Source organism: Comamonas odontotermitis (assembly GCF_020080045.1).
Taxonomy (GTDB): domain Bacteria; phylum Pseudomonadota; class Gammaproteobacteria; order Burkholderiales; family Burkholderiaceae_C; genus Comamonas; species Comamonas odontotermitis.
The window spans coordinates 861548-887769 of sequence record NZ_CP083451.1; the positions used below are offsets into that span (position 1 = coordinate 861548).

29 protein-coding genes are annotated in these 26222 nt (G+C 61.3%); 15 read left to right on the forward strand and 14 right to left on the reverse strand.

From position 1 onward, the window contains the following. Positions 1-25: 25 nt before the first annotated feature. Positions 26-907, forward strand: coding sequence for a cytochrome c oxidase subunit 3 (locus LAD35_RS03985; RefSeq protein ID WP_224151420.1), 882 nt, complete (start codon positions 26-28; stop codon positions 905-907). Positions 908-970: 63 nt separating this feature from the next. Here LAD35_RS03985 and LAD35_RS03990 read toward each other — a convergent pair whose 3' ends face one another. After that, entirely contained in the window at positions 971-1192 is a 222-nt protein-coding gene (locus LAD35_RS03990; protein WP_224151421.1) for a twin transmembrane helix small protein, read from the reverse strand. 254 nt (positions 1193-1446) lie between these two features. Between LAD35_RS03990 and LAD35_RS03995 the strand changes: the two genes are divergently transcribed. The 5 genes from LAD35_RS03995 (at position 1447) to LAD35_RS04015 (ending at position 5755) form a co-directional block, all read left to right on the forward strand. After that, on the forward strand, positions 1447-2274 hold the full coding sequence (locus LAD35_RS03995) for an SURF1 family protein (protein WP_224151422.1): 828 nt from the start codon (positions 1447-1449) through the stop codon (positions 2272-2274). Further along, positions 2204-2941 carry an SCO family protein gene (locus LAD35_RS04000; RefSeq protein WP_224151423.1) on the forward strand — a complete coding sequence of 246 codons (738 nt, stop codon included), beginning with the start codon at positions 2204-2206 and terminating at the stop codon, positions 2939-2941. The genes LAD35_RS03995 and LAD35_RS04000 overlap by 71 nt, the downstream gene beginning before the upstream one ends. A 124-nt stretch (positions 2942-3065) precedes the next feature. Continuing rightward, entirely contained in the window at positions 3066-4199 is a 1134-nt protein-coding gene (locus tag LAD35_RS04005; RefSeq protein WP_224151424.1) for a COX15/CtaA family protein, read from the forward strand. Between the two features lie 32 nt (positions 4200-4231). Then, positions 4232-5131 (forward strand): heme o synthase, encoded by a 900-nt coding sequence (gene cyoE, locus LAD35_RS04010; protein ID WP_224151425.1) that lies wholly within the window; start codon positions 4232-4234, stop codon positions 5129-5131. A gap of 6 nt (positions 5132-5137) precedes the next feature. Continuing rightward, complete coding sequence (locus LAD35_RS04015; RefSeq protein WP_224151426.1) at positions 5138-5755, forward strand: SCO family protein; 618 nt, start codon at positions 5138-5140, stop codon at positions 5753-5755. Positions 5756-5805: 50 nt separating this feature from the next. Here LAD35_RS04015 and LAD35_RS04020 read toward each other — a convergent pair whose 3' ends face one another. From LAD35_RS04020 to urtA, 6 genes are all read right to left on the reverse strand, one after another. Beyond that, positions 5806-6636, reverse strand: a complete 831-nt coding sequence (locus tag LAD35_RS04020; protein WP_224151427.1) for an urease accessory protein UreD — start codon at positions 6634-6636, stop codon at positions 5806-5808. 3 nt (positions 6637-6639) lie between these two features. Then, entirely contained in the window at positions 6640-7332 is a 693-nt protein-coding gene (urtE, locus tag LAD35_RS04025) for an urea ABC transporter ATP-binding subunit UrtE (protein WP_224151428.1), read from the reverse strand. A 54-nt stretch (positions 7333-7386) separates the two neighbouring features. After that, positions 7387-8265 (reverse strand): urea ABC transporter ATP-binding protein UrtD, encoded by an 879-nt coding sequence (gene urtD / locus LAD35_RS04030; RefSeq protein WP_224151429.1) that lies wholly within the window; start codon positions 8263-8265, stop codon positions 7387-7389. Next, the gene (gene urtC, locus LAD35_RS04035) at positions 8262-9419 is read right to left on the reverse strand and encodes an urea ABC transporter permease subunit UrtC (RefSeq protein ID WP_224151430.1); all 1158 of its coding nucleotides are present in this window, start codon (positions 9417-9419) and stop codon (positions 8262-8264) included. The genes urtD and urtC overlap by 4 nt, the downstream gene beginning before the upstream one ends. 8 nt (positions 9420-9427) lie before the next feature. Further along, entirely contained in the window at positions 9428-11020 is a 1593-nt protein-coding gene (gene urtB, locus LAD35_RS04040; RefSeq protein WP_224151431.1) for an urea ABC transporter permease subunit UrtB, read from the reverse strand. 101 nt (positions 11021-11121) lie between these two features. After that, positions 11122-12393 (reverse strand): urea ABC transporter substrate-binding protein, encoded by a 1272-nt coding sequence (gene urtA, locus LAD35_RS04045; protein ID WP_224151432.1) that lies wholly within the window; start codon positions 12391-12393, stop codon positions 11122-11124. A 351-nt stretch (positions 12394-12744) separates the two neighbouring features. Here urtA and LAD35_RS04050 point away from each other — a divergent pair, with 351 nt between their 5' ends. The 8 genes from LAD35_RS04050 to ureG are packed head-to-tail and all read left to right on the forward strand — an operon-like array spanning position 12745 to position 18109. Next, a complete protein-coding gene (locus LAD35_RS04050; protein WP_224151433.1) occupies positions 12745-13047 on the forward strand; it encodes an urease subunit gamma in 303 nt (100 codons plus the stop codon). A gap of 38 nt (positions 13048-13085) precedes the next feature. Further along, positions 13086-13694: a HupE/UreJ family protein gene (locus LAD35_RS04055; protein ID WP_224151434.1), complete on the forward strand. Its 609-nt coding sequence runs from the start codon at positions 13086-13088 to the stop codon at positions 13692-13694. 11 nt (positions 13695-13705) lie between these two features. Then, positions 13706-14011 (forward strand): urease subunit beta, encoded by a 306-nt coding sequence (locus LAD35_RS04060; RefSeq protein ID WP_224151435.1) that lies wholly within the window; start codon positions 13706-13708, stop codon positions 14009-14011. Then, on the forward strand, positions 14011-15729 hold the full coding sequence (gene ureC, locus LAD35_RS04065; protein WP_224151436.1) for an urease subunit alpha: 1719 nt from the start codon (positions 14011-14013) through the stop codon (positions 15727-15729). Before LAD35_RS04060 ends, ureC begins: the two co-directional genes overlap by 1 nt. A gap of 8 nt (positions 15730-15737) precedes the next feature. Continuing rightward, entirely contained in the window at positions 15738-16217 is a 480-nt protein-coding gene (locus tag LAD35_RS04070) for a GNAT family N-acetyltransferase (protein ID WP_224151437.1), read from the forward strand. An 8-nt stretch (positions 16218-16225) separates the two neighbouring features. Next, a complete protein-coding gene (gene ureE / locus LAD35_RS04075; protein WP_224151438.1) occupies positions 16226-16750 on the forward strand; it encodes an urease accessory protein UreE in 525 nt (174 codons plus the stop codon). Continuing rightward, complete coding sequence (locus LAD35_RS04080; RefSeq protein WP_224151439.1) at positions 16689-17450, forward strand: urease accessory protein UreF; 762 nt, start codon at positions 16689-16691, stop codon at positions 17448-17450. The genes ureE and LAD35_RS04080 overlap by 62 nt, the downstream gene beginning before the upstream one ends. Continuing rightward, positions 17447-18109: an urease accessory protein UreG gene (gene ureG / locus LAD35_RS04085; protein WP_224151440.1), complete on the forward strand. Its 663-nt coding sequence runs from the start codon at positions 17447-17449 to the stop codon at positions 18107-18109. Before LAD35_RS04080 ends, ureG begins: the two co-directional genes overlap by 4 nt. Positions 18110-18132: 23 nt before the next feature. Here ureG and LAD35_RS04090 read toward each other — a convergent pair whose 3' ends face one another. From LAD35_RS04090 to rpoH, 7 genes are all read right to left on the reverse strand, one after another. Next, a complete protein-coding gene (locus tag LAD35_RS04090) occupies positions 18133-18624 on the reverse strand; it encodes a gamma-glutamylcyclotransferase family protein (protein WP_224151441.1) in 492 nt (163 codons plus the stop codon). Between the two features lie 73 nt (positions 18625-18697). After that, a complete protein-coding gene (locus LAD35_RS04095) occupies positions 18698-19624 on the reverse strand; it encodes a DUF6999 family protein (RefSeq protein WP_224151442.1) in 927 nt (308 codons plus the stop codon). Next, positions 19621-21582, reverse strand: a complete 1962-nt coding sequence (locus LAD35_RS04100) for an iron-containing redox enzyme family protein (protein ID WP_224151443.1) — start codon at positions 21580-21582, stop codon at positions 19621-19623. The genes LAD35_RS04095 and LAD35_RS04100 overlap by 4 nt, the downstream gene beginning before the upstream one ends. Before the next feature lie 6 nt (positions 21583-21588). Then, on the reverse strand, positions 21589-22533 hold the full coding sequence (locus LAD35_RS04105; protein WP_224151444.1) for a fatty acid desaturase: 945 nt from the start codon (positions 22531-22533) through the stop codon (positions 21589-21591). Between the two features lie 9 nt (positions 22534-22542). Continuing rightward, entirely contained in the window at positions 22543-23307 is a 765-nt protein-coding gene (locus LAD35_RS04110) for a sterol desaturase family protein (protein ID WP_224151445.1), read from the reverse strand. Between the two features lie 6 nt (positions 23308-23313). After that, positions 23314-24285, reverse strand: coding sequence for a Bug family tripartite tricarboxylate transporter substrate binding protein (locus LAD35_RS04115; protein WP_224151446.1), 972 nt, complete (start codon positions 24283-24285; stop codon positions 23314-23316). A gap of 160 nt (positions 24286-24445) precedes the next feature. Next, positions 24446-25423, reverse strand: coding sequence for an RNA polymerase sigma factor RpoH (gene rpoH / locus LAD35_RS04120; RefSeq protein ID WP_377779718.1), 978 nt, complete (start codon positions 25421-25423; stop codon positions 24446-24448). A gap of 449 nt (positions 25424-25872) precedes the next feature. Between rpoH and cutA the strand changes: the two genes are divergently transcribed. Further along, positions 25873-26220, forward strand: coding sequence for a divalent-cation tolerance protein CutA (gene cutA / locus LAD35_RS04125; RefSeq protein WP_224151448.1), 348 nt, complete (start codon positions 25873-25875; stop codon positions 26218-26220). Positions 26221-26222: the final 2 nt, after the last annotated feature.

Here is a 26222-nt window from a genome sequence, read left to right on the forward strand (position 1 = left end):
AGAAAACGAGATATCAGGAGCTGAGATGAGTGCGACACCCCATGGCGCTACGCCGTACTACTTCGTTCCCGCAGAATCGCGGCATCCGGTGATGGCGGCCATCGGCCTGGGCCTGATGATCGTCGGGGCAGGCAATTGGGTCAACGGCCATGACTGGGCCAAGTACGTGCTGCTCCTGGGCACGGTCTGGTGGCTGTTTGTGCTGTACCAGTGGTTTGGCGATGCCATCCATGAGAGCCAGGCAGGCAAGTATAGCCACCGCATCGACATGTCCTACCGCTGGAGCATGAGCTGGTTCATCTTCTCCGAAGTCATGTTCTTTGGCGCATTCTTCACGGCACTGTGGTGGGCGCGCGCGCATTCGGTGCCTACGCTGGGCAGCCTGGACAACGCCTTGCTGTGGCCTGATTTCAAGGCGGCTTGGCCCAGCGTGTCGCCTGGTGCGACCGCGTCACCCGCAGGCACAGTCGATCCGTTCCAGACGGTGGGGCCTTTCTGGCTGCCTACGATCAATACAGCGTTGCTGCTGACTTCGGGCGTCACCCTCACCATTGCCCACCATGCGCTGCGGGACGACCACCGTGCCAAGTGCATCAAGTTCATGTGGATGACGGTGCTGCTGGGCGTGATCTTCCTGTTCGTGCAGGGCTACGAGTACCACCACCTCTACACCGAGCTGAATCTCAAGCTCAATTCGGGCGTGTACGGCTCCACCTTCTACATGCTTACGGGCTTTCATGGTTTGCACGTGTTTGTCGGCATGTTGATGCTGCTGGTCATCACCTTGCGGCTGCAAAAAGGCCATTTCACCACCAAGAAGCACTTTGGCTTTGAAGGGGCTGCCTGGTATTGGCACTTTGTGGACGTGGTCTGGCTGGGCCTGTACATACTGGTGTATTGGATGTAAGTTGCATCCAGCTCAGCAAAAAAGCGCCTCACGGCGCTTTTTTGCTGTTGGGTCGGTGGTGGTTCAGGAGCCCGCAGGAATTCCATGGGGCTGGATATAGCCCAGCTTCCAGGCAATCAGAATGCACAGGAACACCAGCACCGAGATCCCGATCCGTACCGTGAGCGCCCAGGCCATGCGCTTGTTGCCGGCGCCATCCTCCCGACTGCCGCGCATCATGAAGATGAGGGCAGATGCCAGGCTGGCAATGATGACGACAAAGGCGAGTGCGATGATGATCTTCATGGAAAACTCCGGGTGTTGTCGCGCAATGCGCTTTTGTTTTGATAGCAAAAGCGCATATCCCTCGGGCGCCAATAAGCAGTCAGGCATCCATTCTTGCGCAGATGCAGCACCTGCGCCATCCGCTATCACCCGTGCTACCGATTCGGTGCGTGGGGCAGGGTATAACCATGGGAATGAAAGCCAGTCGCACGTTTTTGTCTCGGAATTTGCAGGAAGCGTTTGCATGAACAGCGCATTGCGGGGTGCCGCCAGCCATGGCTGATGTAGCGGATTCCACTGTTGCCAGCGGCGCCCGCAAGGTGCGCCTGCGTTTTGCCATCATCACCATGGCGGCAGTGATCGCCATGCTGGTGACGGCATCGCTCGGACGCTGGCAACTGCGCCGCGCTGCAGAGAAGGAAGCCTACCAGACGCACTTTGATGCGCGTGTTGCCATGCCTGCGCTGGATGGTCACAGCCTGCTGGTGCCACTGGCGCTTTCTGCGCAAGAAGAATTGCTGCACCGACAGGTGGTTTTACAAGGCGAATGGCTGCCACAGCATACGGTCTATCTGGACAATCGCCAGATGCAGGGCAGGCCTGGTTTCTATGTGCTGACACCGCTGCGCCTGGCAGGGCCAACTGGACCTGTTGGGTCGAACCTGCCGCAGACCGTACTGGTGCAGCGCGGCTGGGTGCCCCGTAATTTTGAGAACAGAGCTGCGTTGCCAACGGTACAGACGCCTTCCGGCCGTGTGCAGGTGCAGGGGCGCATTGCCAGCCAGCCTGCGCGCCTGTTGGAGTTGCAGACGCCAGCCAATGCCTCAGGGGTATCCCAGATCCGTCAGAATCTCGACACTGCGAGTTTCTCCCGAGAGATCGGCGTGCCCCTGGCCGCATTGACGGTGGTGGAAACCGGCGCTGCCTCCGATGGCCTTGCACGCGACTGGCCTGTGGTAGGCAGCGGCGTGGAAAAGCATTATGGTTATGCGTTTCAATGGTTTGGCCTGTGTAGCCTGATTGCCATCCTTTATGTCTGGTTCCAAATTGTCCAAAGTGTCCGCAGGCGCCGCCGCCACCCAAGCCCCGCCACCGGCGGATGAGGAATTGCTGGGCCTGACCGTGCACAGCTTGCCCGCCGCCCAGGCGGGCGATGCCATCGATGCCGCAGAGCGCTCGCGCAGTGGCCGCATCAAGATGTTCCTGGTGCTGCTGGTGTGCGCAGCGCCGGTGATCGCTTCGTACTTCACCTACTATGTGATCCGCCCCGAAGGCCGCCGTAATTTTGGTGAGTTGGTTGTCCAGCAGCCCACCCTTCCTGCCATGCAGGTGCAGACGCTGGATGGCAAGGCGTTCGATCTGCAGAGTCTCAAGGGGCAATGGCTGCTGGTGAGCGCATCGCCCGCCGCCTGCGACGACATCTGTCAGAACAATCTTTACCTTCAGCGCCAGTTGCGCGAGAGCATGGGGCGAGAGAAGGAGCGGGTGGACTGGGTATGGTTGATCACCGATGGTGGCACACCAGCCGAAACCATGCTCCCAGCGCTTTCACAGGCCACCGTGCTGCGCATGCCGCAGGCGGCGGTGGCGCAATGGCTGGCACCGGCTGCTGGTGCACAACTGGCAGATCACTTATACGTGGTGGACCCGCTGGGCCACTGGATGATGCGCTTTCCCGCCAGATTGGGCCAGGGTGGTGCAGCCAAGGCCCGCAAGGATCTGGAAAGACTGCTGCGCGCCTCCTCCAGCTGGGACAAGGAGGGGCGTTAGCGTGCCCATGGCCCCTTCTCTTGCTGATTGGCCTCCGGGCCAGGCGGGTTGCTGGCCTGCGCTCCAACCCGCTGCGGCTGTTTTCCGTTCGATGCATGAAGTGCATCCCTGAGTTTTTGAGAGTATGACTTCGCAGGATCTGTACGATTTCGCACCGCTGGCGCGGGTATTGCTTACGGGCGCCATCATTGCGCTGGGGCCTGTTGCCTGGATCTGGTGGCGGCACCGGGGCGCAACGCCGCTCAAGCGCCTGCAGGTGCTGGCGGTGCTCACCCTGTTCCTGTCTTTTGATCTGGTGATGTTTGGCGCCTTCACGCGCCTGACTGATTCGGGTCTGGGTTGCCCCGATTGGCCGGGTTGCTACGGCAATGCCAGCCCGATTGGCGCGCACGCCGAAATATCGGCAGCGCAGCAGGCCATGCCCACTGGCCCGGTCACGCACGGCAAGGCCTGGGTGGAGATGATTCACCGCTATCTGGCGACAGCGGTCGGGGGTCTCATCATCGTGCTCACTGCCAGCGCATGGGTGCGCCGCAGGCGCCAGGAGCACGAACCCATCAGCCCCTGGTGGCCCACGGCAACCCTGGTGTGGGTGCTGATACAGGGGGCGTTTGGCGCGTTGACGGTGACGATGAAGCTCTTTCCGGCCATCGTCACCTTGCATCTGCTGGGTGGCACGGTGCTGTTGATGCTATTAACCGTGCAGGCAACGCGCCAGACGCAATTTGCCGATAATCTCGGGTTAGTCCCAGTGCCGCAGGTGCTGCGCTGGGTGATCGCGGCTGCCGCAGCGCTGGTGTTCGTGCAGGTCACCTTGGGTGGCTGGGTGAGCACCAATTACGCGGTGCTGGCCTGCACCACCTTTCCGCAGTGCAATGGTGCCTGGTGGCCAGCGATGAATTTCGATGGCTTCCAGATCTGGCGCCCTCTGGGCTTCTTGGCCGATGGCTCGCACATCAGCTATGAAGCGCTGGTTGCCATCCACTATGTGCACCGGCTGTTTGCCTACCTGGTGATTGCGGCGCTGCTCTGGCTGGGCTGGCGTTTGCACACCGTGCCGCAACTGGCCTCGCAGCGGCGGTGGCTGATCGGGTTGACCGTGTTGCAGTTTGCCACCGGGCTGTCGAATGTGGTGCTGGACTGGCCCATCGTGGCCGCCGTGTTGCACACCGGCGGCGCTGCGGCCATCATGGTGGTGCTGACCTGGATGTGGTGCAGCACGCACCGTGAAATCCGCCGTGGCGAAGCTGCGGCCTGAATTGCTGTATGGAACAAAGACTGAGTGCTCCGATGACCGAACTTGCCGCTGCCCCGATGCCGAACCGCTTTGCGCAGTTCTATGCATTGACCAAACCCAAGGTAGTGCAGTTGATCGTGTTTTGCGCATTGATCGGCATGGTGCTGGCAGTGCCGGGTCTGCCTTCGGCGTCCGAGCTGTCGCTGATGGCGATTGCCTGCGCCGGTATCTGGCTGGTGGCCGGCGCTGCTGCGGCCTTCAACTGCCTGGTGGAGCAGAGCATCGACGCGCGCATGAAGCGTACGGCCTGGCGCCCCACGGCGCGTGGTGAACTCTCCAACAGCCAGACCTTGCTGTTTTCTGCGGCCCTGTGCGCGGCGGGTTCGGCCATTCTGTATTTCTGGGTCAATGCGTTGACCATGTGGCTCACCTTTGCCACCTTCGTGGGATACGCCATCATCTACACGGTGATTCTCAAGCCCCTGACGCCACAGAACATCGTGATTGGCGGTGCATCCGGTGCAATGCCGCCTGTGTTGGGCTGGGCTGCGATGACCGGCGATGTCGCGCCGCAGTCGCTGCTGCTGTTTCTCATCATCTTCCTGTGGACACCCCCACACTTCTGGGCCCTGGCACTGTACCGGGTGGAGGATTACCGCAAATCGGGCCTGCCCATGCTGCCCGTGACGCACGGGAACTATTACACCCGTGTGCAGGTCGTGCTCTATACGGTGGTGTTGTTCGCAGCGAGCCTTTTGCCTTTCATCATTCAGATGAGCTCGTGGATCTATCTGGTGGCTGCCGTGGTACTGGGTGCAGGCTTCTTTGGCTACGCTGTCGCGTTGTGGCGCAGCTATTCCGACGCTCTGGCCCGCAAGACCTTCCGCTTTTCGCTGGTCTACCTGAGCGTGCTGTTTGCCGCCTTGCTGGTCGACCACTATGTAACCTGGTGATATGTGATGAAAAAGCGTGATGCTCTTCGATGGATGGCTGCTGGCGCCCTGGTGGCGGGCGCTGCAGGTACCCTGACTGCATGCAAACAAAGCCAGCCCAAGGCCAGCTTCAATGCGATCGACCTGACAGGCAGCAAGGAATACGCACAGGATTTTGCGATGCCCGACCAGAATGGCCAGCGCCGCACCATGGCCGATTTCCAGGGCAAGGTGACCTTGTTGTTCTTTGGCTATACGCAGTGCCCGGACGTGTGTCCCACGACCTTGAGCGATCTGGCGGCTGTCAAGCAAAAGCTGGGCGCCAAGGGCGACAAGCTGCAAGTGGTCTTTGTCTCGGTGGATCCGGCCCGCGATACGCCTGAAATGCTCAAGTCCTACATTGCCAACTTTGACCCGAGCTTTCTGGCGCTGCGTGGCAGCGACGAGGAACTGGCGAAGATGGCCAAGGACTTCAAGATCTACTACAAGAAGGTGGATGGCCAGACACCGGCCAGCTACACCATGGACCACACCGCTGGTGATTACATCTTCGATCCGCAAGGGCGTCTACGCCTCTACAGCCGGTATGGCACACCGGTGGACACCTTGGCCAAGGATATCGAACTCCTGATCGACGGCGCCTGATTCCTTCAGCGCGCCAGGTTCGACAGGCCGCCAAGGACAGAGAGACAGTGCTACATCGACCAGATGCGGGGCGTTGTGCCGGGCAGACTCCACAGCTCGCTGCGCCAATGCGCCCACACGGTCTTCCACACCTGCATGAGCGGCTCCACCACAGGCGCGAGGCCGCGCAGCACCAGCATATGCGCGTTGGGCGCGGTAACGCCGCAGACGGTGCTTTGGGGCGCTGCCTGCAGCAGCCCGTGTGTGCTCTCCAGCAGCGCTTCGCGCTGGGGGCGGGCAAGCGGTGTGCCGCTTGCAAAAATCAGGCTGCCCATGCAGCGTTGTCCAGACAAACCCAGAGCTCCGTCGAGCAACAGATGGTCTTGCGCACTGATGAGGCCGCGCTCCAGAAAGAGGCAGGGCCATTCCATATGCTGGGTGAAGCGCCCGCATGCAAAAGGCTGGTTCGCCATGGGCAGGCCCAATGCCGTCACATCCCAGGTCAGCAGTTGGGCGCCTTCGGCAAGCTCGAACTGCAGGTGGTTGGCGGCATCGCAGGCGTTGTAGGCAATGGCTTCCAGCGGCAGCCATTCCAGCCTTGCCCCAGCCTCTAGCACGAGCCGGGTGCGCTGCAGCGCGGACTGGCCATTGCTTTTGTAGAAACGTGTGGCGCCTGGGGTGGTCACCAGGGCATGCGCGCCTTCCCGCACCTGTACGTTGATATCAAGCACATCGCCACCAACCAGTCCTCCAGGAGGATGTACCAGCACGTTGTGGCAGATGCTGGCGCCTTCGGGGTAGAGGCTCTTGAGAATGCGCAGCGGGCCGTCGTGCGTGAAGTGCAGGGCGGTCTTGTCTTGCTGCTTGCGGTAATCAAGCGCCAATTGCGCATGCCAGGCCATGGGTCAGATTGCCACCAGTTTCCGGATGTCCTTTTGCTGCATTTCATTGCCGGGACCTGCGGCAATCACTTCGCCGCGTTCCATCACCACATAGTGATCGGCAAGTTCTTCGGCAAAGTCATAGTACTGCTCGCACAGCAGAATGGCCATATCGCCGCGGTCGGCCAGCATGCGGATCACGCGGCCGATGTCCTTGATGATGCTGGGCTGTATGCCCTCGGTAGGCTCATCGAGAATCAGTATCTGGGGCTGTGGCGCCAGCGCGCGTGCGATGGCAAGCTGCTGCTGCTGGCCGCCCGAGAGATCGCCGCCGCGCCGGTGCAGCATCTGCTTCAATACCGGGAAAAGCTCGTACAGCTCGCCCGGTATACGGGTACGCGCAGGGCAGTATGACAATCCCATGCGCAGATTGTCTTCTACCGACAGGCGCGAAAAAATCTCGCGCCCTTGCGGCACATAGCCGATGCCGCTGCGCGCACGCTCGTAGGGCGTCTTGCGCGCAATGTCCCGACCCTGCCATTCAATGAGGCCGCTCTTGATCGGCACCAGACCCATCAGGCTCTTGAGCAGCGTGGTCTTGCCAACGCCGTTGCGGCCCAGCAGGACCGTGATCTTGCCGATCTCGGCTTTCACGCTGACATTGCGCAGAATGTGCGAGCCGCCGTAGTACTGGTGCAGGTTGTGAACTTCAAGCATTTTTTGCGTCCTGCGCCCGGCTATCCAATGCGGGCAGCGACTGTTTTACAGAAATCAGCGGCCAAGGTACACCTCGATCACGCGCTCGTCGGCCTGCACCTGGGCGAGGGTGCCTTCGGCCAGCACAGCGCCATCACAAAGCACCGTGACTTTCTCGCTGATGGTGCCGATGAAGCCCATGTCGTGCTCCACCACCATCAGTGAATGCCTGCCTTTGAGGGTGAGAAACAGCTCCGCCGTGCGCGCTGTTTCCTCGTCCGTCATACCGGCAACGGGTTCGTCCAACAGCAGCAACTGGGGCTCTTGCACCAGCAGCATGCCAATTTCCAGCCACTGCTTCTGGCCATGGCTCAAAAGGCCTGCCTGCCGGTTCACGCTGCCTGCCAGATGAATGGTGTGCAGTACTTCGGCAATGCGGTCCTTCTGGGCGCCATGGAGGGCAAAGCGCATGGATGCCGCAACACCTTTGTGTGTCTTGAGTGCCAGCTCCAGGTTCTCGAACACGGAGAGCTGCTCGAACACCGTGGGCTTCTGGAACTTGCGGCCAATCCCCATGGCGGCAATTTCGGGCTCGTTGTAGCGCAGCAGATCGATGGTAGAGCCGAAGAACACGGTGCCGCTGTCAGGCCGGGTCTTGCCAGTGATGATGTCCATCATGGTGGTCTTGCCTGCGCCATTGGGGCCGATGATGCAGCGCAGCTCGCCAGGGGCAATGTCGAGGTTCAATCCATTGATGGCCTTGAAACCATCAAAGCTCACATGCACATCTTCCAGGTAGAGGATGCGGCCGTGGGTGGTATCCACCTCACCAGCGACCACGGGCCGCGCCATGCTGGCGCTGCGCCCGCCTGATTCGGTGCGGCCTTCGCTGGGGTGTTCTCTGCGGTACTGCTGCAGGCGCTCGCTGCCCGATTGCATCAGGTCGGGGGTCATGCCTGTACTCCTTGCTGCGAGGCAGATGGCTGCGCCAGTGCGCGGCGCTTGTCCTGCCATTCGCGGATCTGCGCGGGCAGGCGGATCAGGCCGCCCGGCATGAGCAGCGTCACCACGATGAACAATGCGCCCAGCACATACAACCAGTATTCGGGAGCCGCGACGGTGAGCCAGCTCTTGCCACCGTTGACGGCGAAAGCACCAATGATGGGGCCTGCCAGACTTGCGCGGCCACCCACAGCCGTCCACACAGCCATTTCGATCGAGTTGCCCACGCTCATCTCGCTGGGGTTGATGATGCCAACCTGGGGCACATACAGCGCACCGGCCAGGCCGCACATCATGGCCGAGATGATCCAGATCGACAGCTTGTAGGGCAAGGGGTTGTAGCCGCAGAACATGGTGCGCGATTCGGCATCACGCACGGCCTGCAGCACGCGGCCGTATTTGCTGCGAATCAGCCAGCGCGAGAAGAGAATGCAGCCCAGCAACGCCAGCCCCGACAGCGCAAACAGCAGCACATGCATGGCTTGCGTGTTCAGCGAATAGCCCAGCAGGGTCTTGAAGCCCGTGAAGCCGTTGTTGCCGCCAAAGCCAGTCTCGTTGCGAAAGAACAGCAGCATGGCCGCATAGGTAAGCGCCTGGGTGATGATGGAAAAATACACGCCCTTGATGCGCGAGCGGAAGGCGAAATAGCCGAATACGCCACCGATCACGCCCGGAACCAGAACCACCATCAGCACGGTGGCCACAAAGCTGCCCGACAGCGCCCAGTGCCAGGGCAGTTCCTTCCAATCCAGAAAACCCATGAACGCCGGCAGCGCATCGGGGCCTGCGGCTTCGCGCATGAGGTACATGCCCATCACATAGCCACCCAATGCAAAGAACAGGCCATGGCCCAGGCTCAGGATGCCGGTGTAGCCCCAGATCAGGTCGATGGCCAGGGCCACGATGGCATAGCACATGAATTTTCCCATCAGGCCCACCAGATAGTCGGACAGATGCAGCGCACTGCCCTCGGGCACCAGCAGGTTGAGGGCGGGCGCCACGGCGCATACCGCGATGAGTGCAGCCAGAAAGATGGCCCAGCCCCGAGTGCCGAGCAGAGGCTCGGGCCTGGGTAGTTGCATGGATGTTGGCAGATCGGTTGTCATAGGTATGGTCAGGCTTCGGCGCTTCGGCCCTTGAGGGCAAAGATGCCTTGCGGGCGCTTCTGGATGAACACGACGATGAACAGCAGCACGGCAATCTTGGCGAGTACTGCACCGGCCCAGCCTTCGAGCAGCTTGGACAGCACGCCCAGCCCCAGCGCAGCGTATACCGTGCCCGCCAACTGGCCCACACCGCCCAGTACCACGACCAGGAAGGAGTCGACGATGTAGTTCTGGCCCAGGTCGGGGCCCACATTGCCGATCTGGCTCAAGGCGCAGCCGGCGAGACCGGCAATGCCGGAGCCCAGTGCGAATGCATAGGTGTCGGTGCGGGCAGTGTTCACGCCGACGCACGAGGCCATGGCGCGGTTCTGCGTGACGCCGCGTACGAAAAGGCCCAGCCGCGTTCGGGCGATCATGAAGGCCACGGCGCCCAGCACTGCAAAGGCAAACAAGATGATGGCAATGCGGTTGAACGGCAGCGTGAGATTGGGCAACAGTGAAACGCCACCGCTCATCCAGGCGGGGTTTTCGACCCCTACGTTCTGCGCTCCGAACAGGCTGCGTACCGTCTGCTGCAATACCAGGCTGATGCCGAAGGTGGCCAGTAGCGTCTCCAGCGGACGGCCATAGAGAAAACGGATCACGCCACGCTCCAGCACAGCGCCTACCAGCGCGGCGACGATGAAGGACACTGGCATGGCCACGACCAGATACCAGCCGAAGGCGGACTCAGGCATCCAGCGCTGGAACAACACCTGTACCAGGTACGTGGCATAGGCACCGATCATGATCAGCTCGCCATGCGCCATGTTGATCACGCCCATGAGCCCGTAGGTGATGGCCAGGCCCAGCGCTGCCAGCAGCAGCACGGAGCCCAGGCTCAGGCCGCTGAAGATGGCGCCCAGCCGTTCGCCCCAGGCCAGCGATTCGGCAATGGATGACAGCGCAGAGCGGATTGCCTTCTGCACCGCTGGATCGCTCTCGTCGGCCAGCCTTTGGTTCAGCAGCAGCTGTGTCTCTGGGGTGTGGATCTGCGCCAGTTGTTGTACAGCCTGCAGACGCTCGGCAGAATCCTCGCTGCCCAGCAGGCTGGCAGCCTTGGCGCGCTCCAGCATGGCTTTGACCTGTGCATCCTGTTCACCTGCCAGCACCTTGTCGATCAGCGGCAGGCGAGCGGCATCGGGTTCTGCCGCCAGCTTTTGCGCCGCTGCACGGCGGGCCTGCACATCGGCGCTGTTCAGCGCCAGTGCAGCCTGAGCGGATTCGATCACGCCGCGCAGGTAGTTGTTGTTGACGATCTCCTCGGCATCAGCGGGCGGTGTGGTGACTGCACCGGTGGTGGGATCGATGGCACGCTCGCCCTGGATGACAAAGACCTTGCCACCGGCTGTGCGTACAGCGTCATCGGCAAGCGCCTGCAGATAGGCGGCCAGCCTGCCGCCGTCGTCAGGCTCCAGCACGGCGGCGTTGATGGCCGCAGCGCGCGCATCATTGTCTTCGGCAGCCGCCATGGCAAAGGTCTGTTCGGCGGTCAGCGCGTGGCAGGATAGGGACAGCAGCAAGCCCAAGGCTGCGGCCATGGCTTTGTGCAGGATGTTCATGGTTGAATCAACCTTCAGCGCTTATCCATTAAGCGCCATTAGCTATTGTTTTGATACTTGATATTGCCCGGTCGGCATTGCGCAGACCGGGCAGCATGCAATCAGGAACTGCTCTTGCCGTCCGGCTCGTCCTTCTTCTTGTCATTGCCTTCGATATAGGGGCTCCAGGGCTGTGCCTTGATTGGGCCCTTGGTTTTCCAGACCACATTGAACTGGCCATCGGCCTTGATCTCACCCACCATCACGGGCTTGTGCAGGTGGTGGTTCTTCTCGTCCATCTTCACGGTGAAGCCGTCTGGTGCAGCGAAGGTCTGGCCAGCCATGGCAGCGATGACCTTGTCGGTATCCGTGCTCTTGGCTTTTTCGACGGCCTGCTTCCACATGTGGATGCCGATCCAGGTGGCTTCCATCGGGTCGTTGGTCAGCGGTTTGTCCTTGTGGCCCGCAATGTTCTTGGCCTTGGCGTAATCGCTCCACTGTTTGATGAAAGCGGTGTTGGTGGGGTTCTTCACGCTCATGAAGTAGTTCCACGCTGCCAGGTGCCCCACCAGTGGCTTGGTGTCCACGCCGCGCAGCTCTTCCTCGCCCACGCTGAAGGCCACCACGGGCACATCCTTGGCTTTGAGGCCTGCATTGCCCAGCTCCTTGTAGAAGGGCACGTTGGAGTCGCCATTGATGGTGGAGATCACAGCGGTCTTGCCGCCGGTGGAGAATTTCTTCACATCTGCGACGATGGTCTGGTAGTCGCTGTGGCCAAAGGGGGTGTAGGTTTCCATGATATCGGAATCCTTCACGCCCTTGGATTTGAGGAAGGCGCGCAGGATCTTGTTGGTGGTGCGGGGGTAGACATAATCAGTGCCCAGCAGCACGAAACGCTTGGCACCACCGCCTTCCTTGCTCATCAGATACTCGACCGCAGGAATTGCCTGCTGGTTGGGGGCAGCGCCGGTGTAGAAGACATTCTTGGACAGCTCTTCGCCTTCGTACTGCACAGGGTAGAACAGCAGGCCATTGTTCTGCTCGAACACGGGCAGCACCGATTTGCGCGATACGCTGGTCCAGCAGCCGAAGACCACGGCTACCTTGTCCTGCGTGATCAACTGCTTGGCTTTTTCAGCGAACAGCGGCCAGTTGGAGGCAGGGTCCACCACCACGGGCTCCAGCTTCTTGCCCAGCACACCGCCCTTGGCGTTGATGTCGTCGATGGCCATCAGCACCGTATCCTTGAGCACGGTCTCCGAAATGGCCATGGTGCCTGACAGGCTGTGCAGCACGCCGACCTTGATGGTGTCCTGTGCTTGCGCAGGAGACGAGAAGAAGTAAGCCAGGGAGACCGAGGCTGCCAGTACGTTCAGGGTTCCACGACGATTCATTGCACCACTCCAACAAAAGGGTTCGGTCACGATTGACCGTGCGTGCTGCAGTGCAATAGGCGTGCCAGTTTTGAAATCTACTCGCAGGATGGCTGCTCGGTTCGCATTCGCTGCGGTGAGATGGGGCGCGGCTTCGCACTGCTGTAGTGCGCGTGCACCAATTGGGGGTCGTGCGGGGATCTCTTGCTGGTTTTGGTGCGCCACAATCCCCCGGAACGCCTGTCTCTGGTGCCTGTGCTCCAAGGGTGTGCACGGTTGGCCCGAATATTGCACTGTGTCATTCCATATGTTTGGCACCGGCGCGCGATGGCGTGTACCGGCAAATACTTCAGGATACGGAATCAAGCCTCCATGGAACTCACTCCACGCGAAAAAGACAAGCTGCTGATCTTTACGGCGGCTCTGCTGGCCGAGCGTCGCATGGCCCGGGGCCTCAAACTCAACTACCCGGAAGCGGTGGCGCTCATCAGTGCCTTTGTGATGGAAGGTGCGCGGGATGGCAAGACCGTAGCCCAGTTGATGAGCGAAGGCCGCACGGTACTGACGCGCGCGGATGTGATGGAAGGGATTGCCGAGATGATCCCGGACATCCAGATCGAAGCCACCTTTCCCGATGGAACCAAGCTCGTCACCGTGCACGAACCCATCATCTGAAATCCCTCGAGTCACCTAGCCATCCAATCCAAATCGTTATGAAAAAAGTAACTTCCATCACCCTTGCGGCACTGCCCATGCTGCCTGCCATTGCACTGGCACATGGCGGAGATCACTCGCACACACATGGCCTGGCGGACAGCTTTGTGCAGGGCCTGGTGCACCCGTTCACTGGTATTGACCATCTGGCAGCCATGCTGGCCGTGGGCGTTTGGAGTGTGTTGGCCTTTCCTCGGCTCCAGGCGGCCTGGCGTGTACCGGTCGCTTTTGTTGCCATGCTGGTGGCAGGTGCAGTTGCGGGTTTTGCCGGGCTGCGGGTGCCGGGGGTGGAGCCCATGATTGCTGCCTCGGTATTGGCGCTGGGCCTGCTGGTGGCGGTGCAAAGCAAGATGCCTTGGGTTGCGGCGGCGGCGCTGGCAGGAGGCTTTGCATTCTTTCATGGTGCAGCGCATGGGTATGAGCTGGCAGGCGATGGCGGCCTTGCGGCCCTGGGTGCGCTGGCAGGCATGGCGTTGGGGTCGGCCATTCTGCACATCACAGGCATGGGGTTGGGCCATGGGTTGATGCAGCGCCACCAATGGCTGGCTCGGCTGGGTGGCGTGGGTACTGCGCTGCTCGGCGCTTTCCTGCTGATTCGTTTGGCCTGACAGGAGACGCCATGATTCCCGGTGAACTCTTGATCGACGAGGGTGCGCACGCCCTCAACAGTGGCCGCCGCACCGTGACGCTGGTGGTGCACAACGCCAGCGACCGGCCCATCCAGGTAGGCTCCCATTACCATTTTGCCGAAACAAATGCGGGTCTGGCATTCGACCGCGCTGTAGCGCGCGGCATGCGGCTGAACATTGCCAGCGGCATGGCGGTGCGCTTTGAGCCGGGGCAACAGCGCACGGTTGAACTGGTGGATATTGGTGGCAGCCGAGAGGTGTATGGCTTTCGCGGCCTGGTGCAAGGAGTGCTCTGATGGCTACGATGGAAAAGCGCGCCTACGCTGAAACCTATGGCCCCACGGTCGGTGACCGCGTGCGCCTTGCCGATACCGATCTGGTGATTGAAGTGGAGCAGGACTTCACGCTGCGCGCGGGCGGTTATGGCGAGGAAGTGAAGTTCGGCGGCGGCAAGACCATTCGTGATGGCATGGCACAGAGCCAGCGCAGCCGCGCGCAAGGCGCCATGGACACGGTGCTCACCAATGCCTTGATCATCGACCACTGGGGTATCGTCAAAGCCGACATCGGCCTCAAAGATGGACGCATTGCCGCCATTGGCAAGGCCGGAAACCCCGATACGCAACCGGGTGTGGACATCATCATCGGCCCGGGCACCGAGATCATCAGTTGCGAAGGCAGCATTGTCACGGCTGGCGGCATTGACACCCACATCCATTTCATCGCTCCGCAGCAGATCGAGGAGGCCCTGACCAGTGGCGTCACCACCATGATTGGAGGGGGAACAGGCCCTGCCACAGGTACCTTTGCCACCACCTGCACCCCCGGCCCCTGGAACATGGAGCGCATGCTGCAGGCGGCTGATGCCTTTCCCATGAACCTGGGCTTTCTGGGCAAAGGCAACGCGAGCCTGCCGCAGGGGCTGCATGAACAGATTGCTGCAGGCGCCATCGGTCTGAAGCTGCACGAGGACTGGGGCAGTACGCCCGCAGCCATCGACAACTGCCTCACCGTGGCCGAAGACACCGACACGCAGGTCGCCATCCATACCGATACCCTCAACGAAAGCGGCTTCGTGGAAGACACGGTGGCCGCTTTCAGGGGCCGTACCATCCACACTTTCCACACCGAGGGCGCGGGTGGCGGCCACGCACCCGATATCCTCAAGGTGGTGGGCGAGGCCAATGTGCTGCCCAGTTCCACCAACCCTACGCGCCCCTACACAGTGAATACGCTGGACGAGCATGTGGACATGCTCATGGTCTGCCACCACCTGGATGCGGGCATTGCCGAAGATCTGGCTTTTGCCGAAAGCCGCATCCGCAAGGAGACCATCGCGGCGGAAGACATCCTGCACGACATTGGCGCCATCAGCATGTTCAGCTCTGACAGCCAGGCCATGGGTCGCGTGGGCGAGGTGATCTTGCGCACCTGGCAGACCGCGCACAAGATGAAGCTGCAGCGCGGTGCCCTCGCGGGGGACGGCACGCGCAACGACAATTTCCGCATCAAGCGCTATATCGCCAAGTACACCATCAATCCTGCGATTGCCCATGGCATCAGCCACGAAGTAGGCAGCCTGGAAGTGGACAAGTGGGCCGATATCGTGATCTGGAAGCCAGCCTTCTTCGGCGTCAAGCCCACGTGCATTCTCAAAGGCGGCTTCATTGCCATGGCCGCCATGGGTGACCCCAACGCCTCCATCCCCACGCCGCAGCCCGTGCACTACCGGCCCATGTTCGGCAGCTTTGGCGGCGCGATTGCAAGGACATCGCTTACCTTTGTTTCGCAAGCCGGGCTGGCCGCCGATATTGGCCAGCGCTTTGGCCTGCACAAGACGCTGTCTGCCGTCAAAGGCATACGCGGTGTGAAAAAGAGCGATATGGTGCATAACGATCTGGCACCGCACATGGAGGTCGATGCCCAGACCTACGCGGTGCGGGCCAACGGCCAGTTGCTGACCTGTGAGCCTGCGGCCTGCCTTCCGATGGCGCAGCGGTACTTTTTATTCTGAGTACGTGAATGATGCAGCTTTATTTCGTTCTGGATCCCGCGACCGATCCACTGGTCATCTGCTTTTTGCAAGAGCATCTCGACGACATGCGCAAGGTATCGCCACCTGAAAGCGTACATGCACTGGATGTGGAGAAACTGCGCCAGCCGGATATTCGGTTCTGGACTGCATGGATGCAGCAGCCGGAAGGCCCGGCGCTGGTAGGCACCTGCGCGCTCAAGCAACTGGACGCCGCCCATGTCGAGCTCAAGACCATGCGGGTGCAGGGCGCATACCGCGGCAGTGATGCAGCACAACGTATTCTTGCGCATGTCTTGGATGAGGCACGCGCCAGTGGCGTGGAACGCATCAGCCTGGAAACCGGTACTGAGCCGTTTTTCACGCCAGCGCGCAGGTTTTATGCACGCAACGGCTTTGAGCTGTGCGAACCGTTTGGGAGCTACCAGCTCGATCCCCATAGTTGCTTCATGACGCGAGCCATCCGATGAGGCAAGGCATGCTGCAGGTATCCAAATGCATTGTGTCGGGCAACGGGCTGGCGGCGGTGTTGCTCAAGCGCGCGGCCACGGTGGAGCTTGACTGGGATGTGCGCCAGAAATCACGTTTTTCTGCGGTTGATAGCCAGGGGCGCGAGCTGGGCGTTTTCTTGCCGCGCGGACAGGCGGTGCGCGGCGGCGATGTGCTCGTGACTGAAGATGGATCGTTGATCCGGGTGCTGGCTGCACCGCAGAAGGTGCTGCGCATCACGGCCTGCGTTGTGCACGGAACTCCCTTTGATCTGATGCGCGCCGCGTACCACCTGGGCAACCGCCATGTGCCGATCGAGCTGCAACCCGATCACCTCAAGATCGAGCCCGACCATGTGCTGGCCGACATGCTGCGCAGCATGCACATGGAGGTGGCGCAGGCCGACCTGCCTTTTGAGCCCGAAGGGGGCGCTTATGGCGGGCATGTCACCCATGACGGGCACAGCCACCATCACGCTCACCACCATGGCAACGATCACGGGCACAACCACTGAAGTGCAGCCTGCACTGCTGGCACACAGCTTTCTGCAGCTGATGTGGCTGGCATCGCCGGCGCTGCCGATTGGCGGATTTTCGTACTCCGAGGGCCTGGAGGCTGCCATCAACGCGTCGCTGGTCACAACGGAAAGCGAAGCGGGCGACTGGCTGGCGCAGCAGCTGCACCTGAGCCAGTCGCGCGGCGAGATGGCCGTGATCGCCCAGGCTGCAAGCGCCTGGCAAGCCACAGACCTGCCGCGCATTGCCGAACTGAACCAATGGGTGCGCACCACGCGCGAGAGCAGCGAGTTGCGGCTGCAGACCGAGCAAATGGGGCGCTCCTTGGTGGAGTGGCTCCGGAACCGCCATGCCGGTCAGGTATCGATTCTGGACACAGTCACCTGGCTGGCCGCGCAGGATGCGAGCTACCCAATTGCCTTTTCGTTTGCCGCGCATTGCGCGGGCGCATCGGCCCATGATGCGTTGCTGGCCTACGCCTTTGGCTGGGCAGAGAACCTGGTGCAGGCAGCGGTCAAAGCGGTGCCTTTGGGCCAGAGTGCAGGGCAGCGCATTCTCGCGCGGCTTGCGCAGGAAATTCCGCAGGCCGTTGCCTGTGCACTGGCGCTGCCAGACGACGCACGGCAGGCGTTTTCACCCATGCTGGCGATTCTCTCTGCCCAGCATGAACACCAGTATTCAAGGCTCTTCAGATCATGAACACATCCGCATTGCACCATATTCCCCATCGCAGCAAGAAGCTGCCGCCGCTGCGTGTCGGCATTGGTGGGCCCGTGGGTTCAGGCAAGACCACGATCCTTGAAATGCTCTGCAAGGCTATGCGTGACAGGTGGGATCTGATTGCGATCACCAACGACATCTACACCAAGGAAGACCAGCGCCTGCTGACCATCAGCGGCGCGCTGCCCGCTGAACGCATCATGGGGGTAGAGACCGGAGGTTGTCCGCACACCGCCATCCGCGAGGATGCGTCGATCAATCTGGAAGCCATCGACCGGATGCTCAAGGATTTTCCCGATGCCGACATCGTCTTCATCGAATCGGGTGGAGACAACCTGGCTGCCACCTTCAGCCCTGAGCTGAGTGACCTGACGATCTATGTGATCGATGTGGCTGCAGGCGAGAAGATTCCGCGCAAGGGCGGCCCCGGTATCACCAAGAGCGATCTGTTCGTCATCAACAAGACCGACCTTGCGCCGCATGTGGGCGCGAATCTGGACATCATGCGCAGTGACACCGTGAAGCAGCGCACAACCGCCAAAGGACTCAAGCCGTTTGTCATGACCAATCTTAAAACGCTGGAAGGGCTGGATGAGGTGGTGGCTTTCATCGAGAAGCAGGGGCTGCTGGCGGTCTGACCGATCCTTGTTCCAGGTTTTTGTCAAGACCTCTGCGTATTGAGCGCAAAGCTGTTGCCGGGATAGGTGCGCCCCTGGCTCCGGTACCAGGCGAGCCAGTCGCGCACGGCCAGTATTGGTTTGCCAGATACGGTAGGTGGCAGGGCTTCATAGACCAGTACATTCAGGGTGCGCTGGCTGCCATCCGCGCAATGCACCACCAGGCGCTGCACCTGCTTGGTGTACTCGCCCACATCCTCGGGCCAGATGCCTTCGATGCGGTCCATGGCCTGTTCCAATGCCTCGTCGATGGGGTAGACCTCGGCCAACACCTGCTGGGTGCCCTGCAACTGTAGGCCGGGATACCAGTCCAGGTCATACAAGGTGCCGGTGAGTGTGGTGTGGCCCAAGCAAATGATATCGGGGTCCAGGCGCGCAATGTCGTTGATGCCGCCAGCGCGCAGGGTGCCGTACACGGCCACATGGCGGGCGCCACAGGTGGCCCAGTGAGCGGGGGGCGAGAAGGGCTTCGGCATGGAGATCACAGATGCGTGAGTGGGTTTGTCATGGCTAGGGCTTCAAGCAAAAACCCTGCCATTCAGAACAGATTCAATCACGGTGCTCCATTACGCGCTCGGCAGCTTGCTTCACCTTGGCCATCTCACGGCTGGGCAGGGGCGTCTCTCCGGTCGCCATGCGCATCAGCAGGCAGTGCAGCATTTCGGTGGAGAGGCCATGCAATACCAGCCGATGGCCCGCACGCAAGGTGGAAAGCGGTACCAGCGGGTGCTTGTTGTTCAGCATGACCAGATGCTCGGGCGAAGACAGGATCTTGGCGGCATAGATGGCCACGGTTTCGTCCAGCTGTAACGAGTTGCTGGCGCGCCAGAAATCGTTGTCGGTCAGCAGCAGCTGGTACACAGGGGTGTAGACCTCGATGGCGCTTTGCAGGTCGAGGATGTTGAAGGTACCGTGCGGCATGTCTTCCAGCCGCAGTGGTGGCTCGCGCAGCATCGCAAAATCGGGCTCGGGCACGGGCCCGATGTGCTGGCCGTGGGCACGCAATGTCTTGTTCAGACGAATGACAAAGTTGAAAAGGTTCAGGTCGTGCTTGAGGAACAACTCGTCCTTGATGTCGTCGATCGATTCCGGCTCCAACGGGTTGGTCGCCACCTTGGTGGGCGCGTTGCCGCCGATGAAGGCGAGGATCTGTGAGCCCAGATGGAAGTGCCGCATGATGAGCCAGTTGGCCTCGGGCGAGACAAAGCGGTTCATGCTGAAAGCGAGGGTGCGGTGCAGCAGCCTGGAATGCGCCCAGGTCTTGGGCAGCAGCACTTTGAGGATCTGGATCAAGATGATGCTGGTACGCGCCAGTGGCCGCAGAAACGGCAGCAGAAACTGGCGTGAGCGGCTGCTGGAATCCTTGAGCCATGCGGCCTTCACATGGTCTGGCACCGGCGTGCTGTCGTCCAGGTACAGGGCCAGCCATGGGCTGGGATCGCGTTCGTCGTGTGGAATGTCGCGGAAATCGGTCATAGCGGGTCCGTGGCCGCCCGGTTTGGGGCAGCGTCTTCCAGAATATGCGCAAACTGCATCAGGTACAGCTGGGCCGTGTGGCGTGCCGTAGCGGCAATGGCGCGCGGGGCATCGCCCGTGGTGTCCAGCGCCACCACCATCTGCACGGCCGTCAGCCAGCGCTCCAGGTGGTTTTCGTCATTGGCGCCGTGGTATTCCAGAAAGCGGAAGCACTCCGGCCCGAGGTCGAGACTTTGGCGCAGCAGCGGCAGCAAGCTGGGCACGATGCGCTGGCCTGTGCCTTCGATGATGTAGATGGCCCCCAGCAAGCCAATCGGATTGGTGGTGGCTGCCAGGCTGTGCAGGTAGCTGTTGAGCGCCTGGCCGCCCGGGTTGCGCTGCAACTGGTCGATGTTGGTGATGGTGCCGCCCGCATTCAGATAGTCCTGGTGCAGGATCTTGAAGTCGTTCTGTTCTTCGCCCGCATGCACGCCCATCAGTGCGGCAAGCATTGCGTAGTCGCCGGTGAGCGAGGCTGCGCCCTCGCGCATCCACAGGCTGCCTTCACGCACCTGCGGAATCCACTGGCGCATCCAGCAGAGGTAGTCGTCCGTCTCCATGTGGCCGCTGCGAATGCGCCGCACCAGTGGCGTGCGCCAGACCTGCGAGCGGTAGTCGTGCCAGATGCTGGCCAGCTCGGTGAGCAGCGGCGCCAGGGCCTGCGGCGCGCTGGCAGGGTCGTGGGGTGGTGCGATCAGCGCAGAGTCAACGGCAGAGGCGATGGCATCTGGCGCAGATGCAATTTTTTGAACGGAACTGCTGGATGGCGCTTGACTGGATTGCGCAGCATGCTCCAATTCCAATAGCATGTAGCCTGCAGTGAAACGGCCCGATTCGGGCACAAAGCACAGCATGGTGTCGCCGGCTTTGAGCTGGTCGTGGTGGGTCTGCAGGTACTCGGCCAGCATCACGAAGATGGAAGCTGCACCGGTGTTGCCGCGCCAGGCCAGGTTGCTCCACCAGCGCTCACGCGGGATGGACAGCTGTGCCTTGTTCAGCAGCTCATCGACCACGGGAATGAATTTTTCCGACGAGTAGTGGCACAGGAAATGATCAATGCCACGCTCTGGTAGCCAGCCCTGGTGGGCAATGCGGGCGTACTCGTGGATACAGACGTCAAACAGGTGCGGCAGCAGGCGAATGTCCTGCCGCAGCGCCAGCGCGCCTGCGGCCTCGGCGTCCGTCCATGATGGGAAATCGAGATGGCTGCGCGCGCGGTCGTGCGTCAGCCCCAGCTGCATGCACACCGGGTAGTCGCCAGCAAAGCTGCGTTGGTGCGTCCAGTGCAGTTTCAAGCACAGATCGGGCCGCTGCGGAATGGGCGCTGCGCGGCCCAGCAGCACGGCACCGGCACCGTCGCTCAGCATCCAACGCAGAAAGTGGGCGTCGAAATCCGTGTCATAGCCCTGCGCGGCGTAGCGCGAGCGCTTGAAGAGACGCGAAGGCATCTCGCTGGCCACGGCCATGGCATGGGCGTGTTGGCCGTGCTCCACAGCCAGGGCGGCTCCCTGCAGTGCGCCCACACTGGCCGCGCATACGCCGTGTACGCTGAGCAACTCCATCGGGGGGGCTGCCATCTCGCCCTGAATCATGCTGGCAAAGCCGGGCATCAGTGCATCGCCACCAGAGGAGCCGCTGGCCAGAAAACCGATGTCTTCCAGGCTGCGTCCTGCTTGCTGGAGCGCAGACTCAATGGCGGCCTTGGCCATTTGCGCATTGCTGAACACGGTGCTGCCGTCGGGTGCAATGGCGTAGTAACGCTTCTGAATGCCGTTTTCAGCCAGAATGCGGCGTTTGATGCGTTCCGACAGCCGGTTGAGGGGCGCCACATAGGCGTCCATGCCGTCGTTGGTAACGGGCTCCCCGGGCATGAAGAGACCGGCAGACTGGACATAGACCTGTGAATAGGAAACTGGCATAGACGACTACTTTTTCTCCATCGGTGGCATCAACGACCGGCTACGTGCCGGCCGCCATACAAGCCCACCCACAAACACCCGCGCCATATAGGGCAGCAGGCCGCCTTCATTCAGCGCTGGATCAACCCGGTTGCGGTAGATGCGGTCATGCAGCCCCGTCAGTTCCGACCAATGGGCGTGCGGGCATTCATGGTGAGCCGTATGCAGGCCAATGTTAAACAGCAAAGGATTGACCAGGCCTTCGAAATTGCGCGCGTAGTTCAGCATGCTCCCTTCGGTATCACGCTGCGCCCGGCTGAGACGCCTGCCGTCGGCATGGGCGTGCTGCAGATAATTGGTGGCCAGCAGCCAGTGCAGGCCATGCAGTTGCGGAATGATGACCAGGATCAGCGCCTTTTTCCAGTCGATGAGCAGCAGCGCCGCCCAACTGCCAAGCCACAGCGCATATTGACCCATGCAATAGCGAAAGGCACCGGGCCAGTGGCGCCGTAAGTTGCCCAGCCACCGGATGAACAGCGGATACAGCACCCAGGCCGCTTGCGCCGGGTGGGCCAGGTAGCCCCACAGGTGGTTGGTATCCCCGCCAAAACGGTAGGTGCGGGCAATGTCGCGCTCACTGTGCCGGTAACGGTGGTGGTTACCCACATGGGCCGGCCAGAACACAAACGTGGGGTGACCCTGCAGCAGGGTGAGCCAGTAGTCGGTAGCGCGATTGGCCCAGCGGCTGTGTCTGCCGCGCCACATGCGCAGATGCGTGTGGTTGTGGTGGATCACGCCCACGCCCAGGGTCAGGAACAGCTCCACGGCATAGAGCCACCAGACCCAGCCGTGCTGCCACTGCCACAGCACGATCAGCGGCAGGGTGGCAAGGTAAAGCAGCGATTGCCAATCGCGCCAATGGCGCAGGCGCAGAGGGGGGGACGGGGGCGGAATGCTGGCGCTGGGCGGCATGCAGAGTCGTCAGGGCGCAGATTGCGTGGAGCGCGCCGGTGCCGGACGCACAGGCAGCGGATCGGCTTCGCTGCGCATCCAGCGGTCCATGAACGCAAAGGCAAAGCCGTAATTGCCTGCAGGGCGCGCATGGTGGAGATGGTGACGGCGACTGGCGGCGAGCGGGTGGCGCGGGCCGACGGAGGGGAAGAATTCGTAGTTGGAGTGGCCAATGGCATTCAGCACCAGACTGAAGACGGGCACCGACGCCAGAGACCAGAAGGCAAAGTCATGCACCACCATGGGCAGCAGAATCACATTGCCCATCATCATGGCCTCCACCGGATGGAAGCTGTAGGTGGACCACGGCGTGACCACCACGGAGCGATGGTGATCGCCATGAAAGCGCTTGAGCCAGCGCGTGTGCAGCAGCCGGTGGTTGATCCAGAAGTGCACATCGTTCCAGATCAGCAGCACCCAGATCTCGATGGCGATCTGCCAGGCCGATGGGTTGACGGCAAAGCGTGCCCAGCCCAGCTGTACGAAGCCCCAGGGCACGATCATGCCCAGGCCGAAGATGAGGATTGAATGGAAGGACTGGCGCCACTCGCGCTGCAGCTGGTCGGGTTTGAGCGGCCGCGTATCCAGCACCTTGCCGATGCCAAGTCTTTGCAGAAAGCGGGTGAGGGCGGTCATGCCGAAGCCGCCTGCCAGGTACAGAACCGTGAAAAACAGCAAGCCCCAAGCCATCACCTGCCAGGCGCTGAGGTTGGTAAAGACTTGGGCTGCGGTCATGGGCGTTTATTGTGCGCGGATGTTCTGTTCCTTGATGATAGTGCCAAGGGCCTTCACATCGGCATCAATGCGGTTGGTAAGCCCTTCGGGCGAGCTGCCCACGGCCTGCCAGCCCTGCGCGGCGAGCCTGGCGCGCATCTCAGGGCTTCGCACGATCTCCCCCACTGCAGCAGCCAACTTTTCGACATGGGCTTTGGCCATGGATTTGGGCGCAGCAACGGCGTTCCAGATTTCCAGGTCGTAATTGTTCACGCCCAGCTCCTTGAGGCTGGGCAGGCCTGGGGCGAGCGGGCTGCGGGCGGCAGAGGTCACGCCAATGCCGCGTAGCTTGCCTGCCTGGATCTGCGCCATGGCCAGCGCCGGGGGCAGCATGGACAGCTGCAGGTCGCCGCCCTGGATGCCGTTGAACACCTGAGGGTAGCCTGCGTACGGAATGTGCTCGGGCTTGAGCTTGGAACGGCTCTTGAGCAATTCCATACCCAGATGGCCGACGGTGCCCACGCCGGGTGAGCCATAGCTCCACTTGCTGCCAGCCTTGGCTGCGGCGTCAAAGAACGCCTTGCCTTCGGGGGCTGAAGCGGGCGCCACCAGCACCAGCGGCGCCACGCCGATCAGGCTGACCGGCTGCAGGTCGGTCAGCGGGTTGTAGCGCACGGCCGGGTTCAACAGCTTGGCAATGGTCATGTTGCCGTTGATCATCACGCTGAAGGTGTGGTCGTCGGCCTTGGCCACGTATTCGCCGGCAATGTTGCCGCCAGCGCCCACCTTGTTTTCCACGATGATGGTCTGGCCCAGGGCTTTTTCCAGCGGCTCGGCCAGGGCACGTGCCGTCAGGTCAGGTGACGATCCTGCGGGAAAGCCTACGATCAGGTGCAGGGGCTTGCTGGGCCAGTTGTCAGCAGCAAAGGCGCTGGTAGCCATGCAGGTGGCAGCCAGGGCTGCGGTCAGCATGCTGCGGCGGGGCAAGGTGAAAGTCATCGAAAACTCCATAGGTAAACCGGCTTGCTGAGGTGGAGGTTTATGCGCTTATACGTCCGCCGAATCCGCAGCAGGCCACAAAAAAGCGCACAGGCCTGGCAGCCTGTGCGCTTTCGATTATCGCCAATTGCGGCACATTTGTGCGCCGCCGCTTTGAGGCTTACGCGTACTCGGCCAGAGCCTTGCGCATTTTCTTCATCGCAGCCGATTCGATCTGGCGGATGCGCTCGGCGCTTACGCCATAGACGGCAGCGAGGTCGTGCAGCGTCATGCCGCCCGAGCCGTCGTCGTTTACCTTGAGCCAGCGCTCTTCCACAATGTGGCGGCTGCGCTCGTCCAGGGTGGCCAATGCCTCCTGGATGCCATCGGTGGCCAGGTAATCGCGCTGGCGCGATTCGAGCATGGCGGTGGGCTCATGCGAAGCGTCGGCCAGGTAGGCAATGGGGCCAAAGGCCTGCTCGCCATCGTCCGAAGGACTGGGGTCCAGCAGCACGTCGCCGCCCGACAGGCGGGTTTCCATCTCGATCACGTCTTCACGCTTGACGTTGAGCTGCTCGGCCATCTGGTCGATCTCGCACTCGGACAGGGTTTCGCGGTGCATGACACCGTCTTCCATGCCGGCGTCGGCTTTGAATCCTTGCTTCATCGAGCGCAGGTTGAAGAACAGCTTGCGCTGGCTCTTGGTGGTGGCCACCTTGACCATGCGCCAGTTCTTCAGGATGTACTCGTGGATCTCTGCCTTGATCCAGTGCATGGCGTAGCTCACCAGGCGCACGCCCTGGTCGGGGTCGAAGCGCTTGACGGCTTTCATGAGGCCCACGTTGCCTTCCTGGATCAGGTCGCCATGTGGCAGGCCGTAACCCATGTACTGGCGGGCAATGGATACGACGAGGCGCAGGTGCGAGAGCACCAGACGGCCAGCGGCATCCACATCGCCAGTGGCTTTGAGCTTTTTGGCGTAATTGAGTTCTTCCTCTGCAGTCAGCATGGGAATGCGGTTGGCTGCAGAGATGTATGCGTCCAGATTACCCAGGGGAGGTACCAACGACCATGGGTTTGCAGGAGCCAATGCGGTAGAGGTGATGGCGGCTCCAGTATGAGTTGTCACGCTAGAAGTCCTTTCGTCTATGCGATGCATAGTAACACCGGTGAGATTCCCTGAATTTGGTGGGAGTTCCCGCCGCAAGGATGGATTTCGCCATCCTTTGATATGGATGAAAGATCAGTTTTACGCTTGCCCATCAAGCGTAGAAAGCTATGGTTTCGGGAGTGCTTTATAGTTCTTTACCAGGCGCCGTTGCCATGTGTTGTCCTATGGCTGGCCTGGCCTGGCCTGTCGGTCATGGCTTACACGGGCGACGCGAAGCCTGGCCGATGGAGGGTAAGCGATGTATTTTCATGGCGGGTTGGAGCCGGTTCGTGGCCTGAAAGTTCCGGGTCGGACTACAAAATAACTGGAAATTTTTCCAGTAGCCTCCAATAAACCGAATATAGGGGAAAAGGGCAGTTGGTGCTTATGGGTTAAGCGTAAATAGCTCTTTTATTGATAGCAATTGGGTGCCAACCGCTTCCTGTACTATGCCTGCCATGCAGATTTCCAACCCCCACCCCTCCACCATTGCCTGGCTGTGTACGACCGTGGATAGCGAAGCCGCCGCCCAGCGACTGGCCGCCGCAGGTGTGCATGCCCGACTGGCGGCGTGCGCCCAGGTGGAGGCGATCCAGTCGTACTACTGGTGGAACGGTGAGTTGCAGAACAGTGCCGAATGGCGCATCACCTGGAAAACCACGCTGGCGCAGCAGCTGGCGCTGCAAAAATTGCTCAAGCCTCTGCATCCTTACCAGTTGCCCCAGTGGCTGTGGGGCGACAGCCAGGCAAGTCCCGGCTATGCAGCCTGGGTCGCCGCAGAGGTGACGGCGCCGGTGCAGGCGTGAAG

What these genes read in the sequence shown, in the direction of transcription:
- LAD35_RS04080 (WP_224151439.1), top strand. Translation starts at nt 16,689, where the DNA reads ATGACGGGCACAGCCACCATCACGCTCACCACCATGGCAACGATCACG.
- LAD35_RS04100 (WP_224151443.1), bottom strand. Translation starts at nt 21,582, where the DNA reads ATGCCAGTTTCCTATTCACAGGTCTATGTCCAGTCTGCCGGTCTCTTC.
- LAD35_RS03990 (WP_224151421.1), bottom strand. Translation starts at nt 1,192, where the DNA reads ATGAAGATCATCATCGCACTCGCCTTTGTCGTCATCATTGCCAGCCTG.
- ureC (WP_224151436.1), top strand. Translation starts at nt 14,011, where the DNA reads ATGGCTACGATGGAAAAGCGCGCCTACGCTGAAACCTATGGCCCCACG.
- LAD35_RS04105 (WP_224151444.1), bottom strand. Translation starts at nt 22,533, where the DNA reads ATGCCGCCCAGCGCCAGCATTCCGCCCCCGTCCCCCCCTCTGCGCCTG.
- ureE (WP_224151438.1), top strand. Translation starts at nt 16,226, where the DNA reads ATGCTGCAGGTATCCAAATGCATTGTGTCGGGCAACGGGCTGGCGGCG.
- urtC (WP_224151430.1), bottom strand. Translation starts at nt 9,419, where the DNA reads ATGACAACCGATCTGCCAACATCCATGCAACTACCCAGGCCCGAGCCT.
- urtE (WP_224151428.1), bottom strand. Translation starts at nt 7,332, where the DNA reads ATGCTTGAAGTTCACAACCTGCACCAGTACTACGGCGGCTCGCACATT.
- LAD35_RS03995 (WP_224151422.1), top strand. Translation starts at nt 1,447, where the DNA reads ATGGCTGATGTAGCGGATTCCACTGTTGCCAGCGGCGCCCGCAAGGTG.
- urtD (WP_224151429.1), bottom strand. Translation starts at nt 8,265, where the DNA reads ATGACCCCCGACCTGATGCAATCGGGCAGCGAGCGCCTGCAGCAGTAC.
- LAD35_RS04000 (WP_224151423.1), top strand. Translation starts at nt 2,204, where the DNA reads ATGTCTGGTTCCAAATTGTCCAAAGTGTCCGCAGGCGCCGCCGCCACC.
- urtA (WP_224151432.1), bottom strand. Translation starts at nt 12,393, where the DNA reads ATGAATCGTCGTGGAACCCTGAACGTACTGGCAGCCTCGGTCTCCCTG.
- LAD35_RS04005 (WP_224151424.1), top strand. Translation starts at nt 3,066, where the DNA reads ATGACTTCGCAGGATCTGTACGATTTCGCACCGCTGGCGCGGGTATTG.
- ureG (WP_224151440.1), top strand. Translation starts at nt 17,447, where the DNA reads ATGAACACATCCGCATTGCACCATATTCCCCATCGCAGCAAGAAGCTG.
- LAD35_RS04110 (WP_224151445.1), bottom strand. Translation starts at nt 23,307, where the DNA reads ATGACCGCAGCCCAAGTCTTTACCAACCTCAGCGCCTGGCAGGTGATG.
- cutA (WP_224151448.1), top strand. Translation starts at nt 25,873, where the DNA reads ATGCAGATTTCCAACCCCCACCCCTCCACCATTGCCTGGCTGTGTACG.
- LAD35_RS04020 (WP_224151427.1), bottom strand. Translation starts at nt 6,636, where the DNA reads ATGGCCTGGCATGCGCAATTGGCGCTTGATTACCGCAAGCAGCAAGAC.
- LAD35_RS04055 (WP_224151434.1), top strand. Translation starts at nt 13,086, where the DNA reads ATGAAAAAAGTAACTTCCATCACCCTTGCGGCACTGCCCATGCTGCCT.
- LAD35_RS04060 (WP_224151435.1), top strand. Translation starts at nt 13,706, where the DNA reads ATGATTCCCGGTGAACTCTTGATCGACGAGGGTGCGCACGCCCTCAAC.
- LAD35_RS04090 (WP_224151441.1), bottom strand. Translation starts at nt 18,624, where the DNA reads ATGCCGAAGCCCTTCTCGCCCCCCGCTCACTGGGCCACCTGTGGCGCC.
- LAD35_RS04115 (WP_224151446.1), bottom strand. Translation starts at nt 24,285, where the DNA reads ATGACTTTCACCTTGCCCCGCCGCAGCATGCTGACCGCAGCCCTGGCT.
- LAD35_RS04070 (WP_224151437.1), top strand. Translation starts at nt 15,738, where the DNA reads ATGATGCAGCTTTATTTCGTTCTGGATCCCGCGACCGATCCACTGGTC.
- cyoE (WP_224151425.1), top strand. Translation starts at nt 4,232, where the DNA reads ATGACCGAACTTGCCGCTGCCCCGATGCCGAACCGCTTTGCGCAGTTC.
- rpoH (WP_377779718.1), bottom strand. Translation starts at nt 25,423, where the DNA reads ATGCATCGCATAGACGAAAGGACTTCTAGCGTGACAACTCATACTGGA.
- LAD35_RS04095 (WP_224151442.1), bottom strand. Translation starts at nt 19,624, where the DNA reads ATGACCGATTTCCGCGACATTCCACACGACGAACGCGATCCCAGCCCA.
- LAD35_RS03985 (WP_224151420.1), top strand. Translation starts at nt 26, where the DNA reads ATGAGTGCGACACCCCATGGCGCTACGCCGTACTACTTCGTTCCCGCA.
- LAD35_RS04050 (WP_224151433.1), top strand. Translation starts at nt 12,745, where the DNA reads ATGGAACTCACTCCACGCGAAAAAGACAAGCTGCTGATCTTTACGGCG.
- LAD35_RS04015 (WP_224151426.1), top strand. Translation starts at nt 5,138, where the DNA reads ATGAAAAAGCGTGATGCTCTTCGATGGATGGCTGCTGGCGCCCTGGTG.
- urtB (WP_224151431.1), bottom strand. Translation starts at nt 11,020, where the DNA reads ATGAACATCCTGCACAAAGCCATGGCCGCAGCCTTGGGCTTGCTGCTG.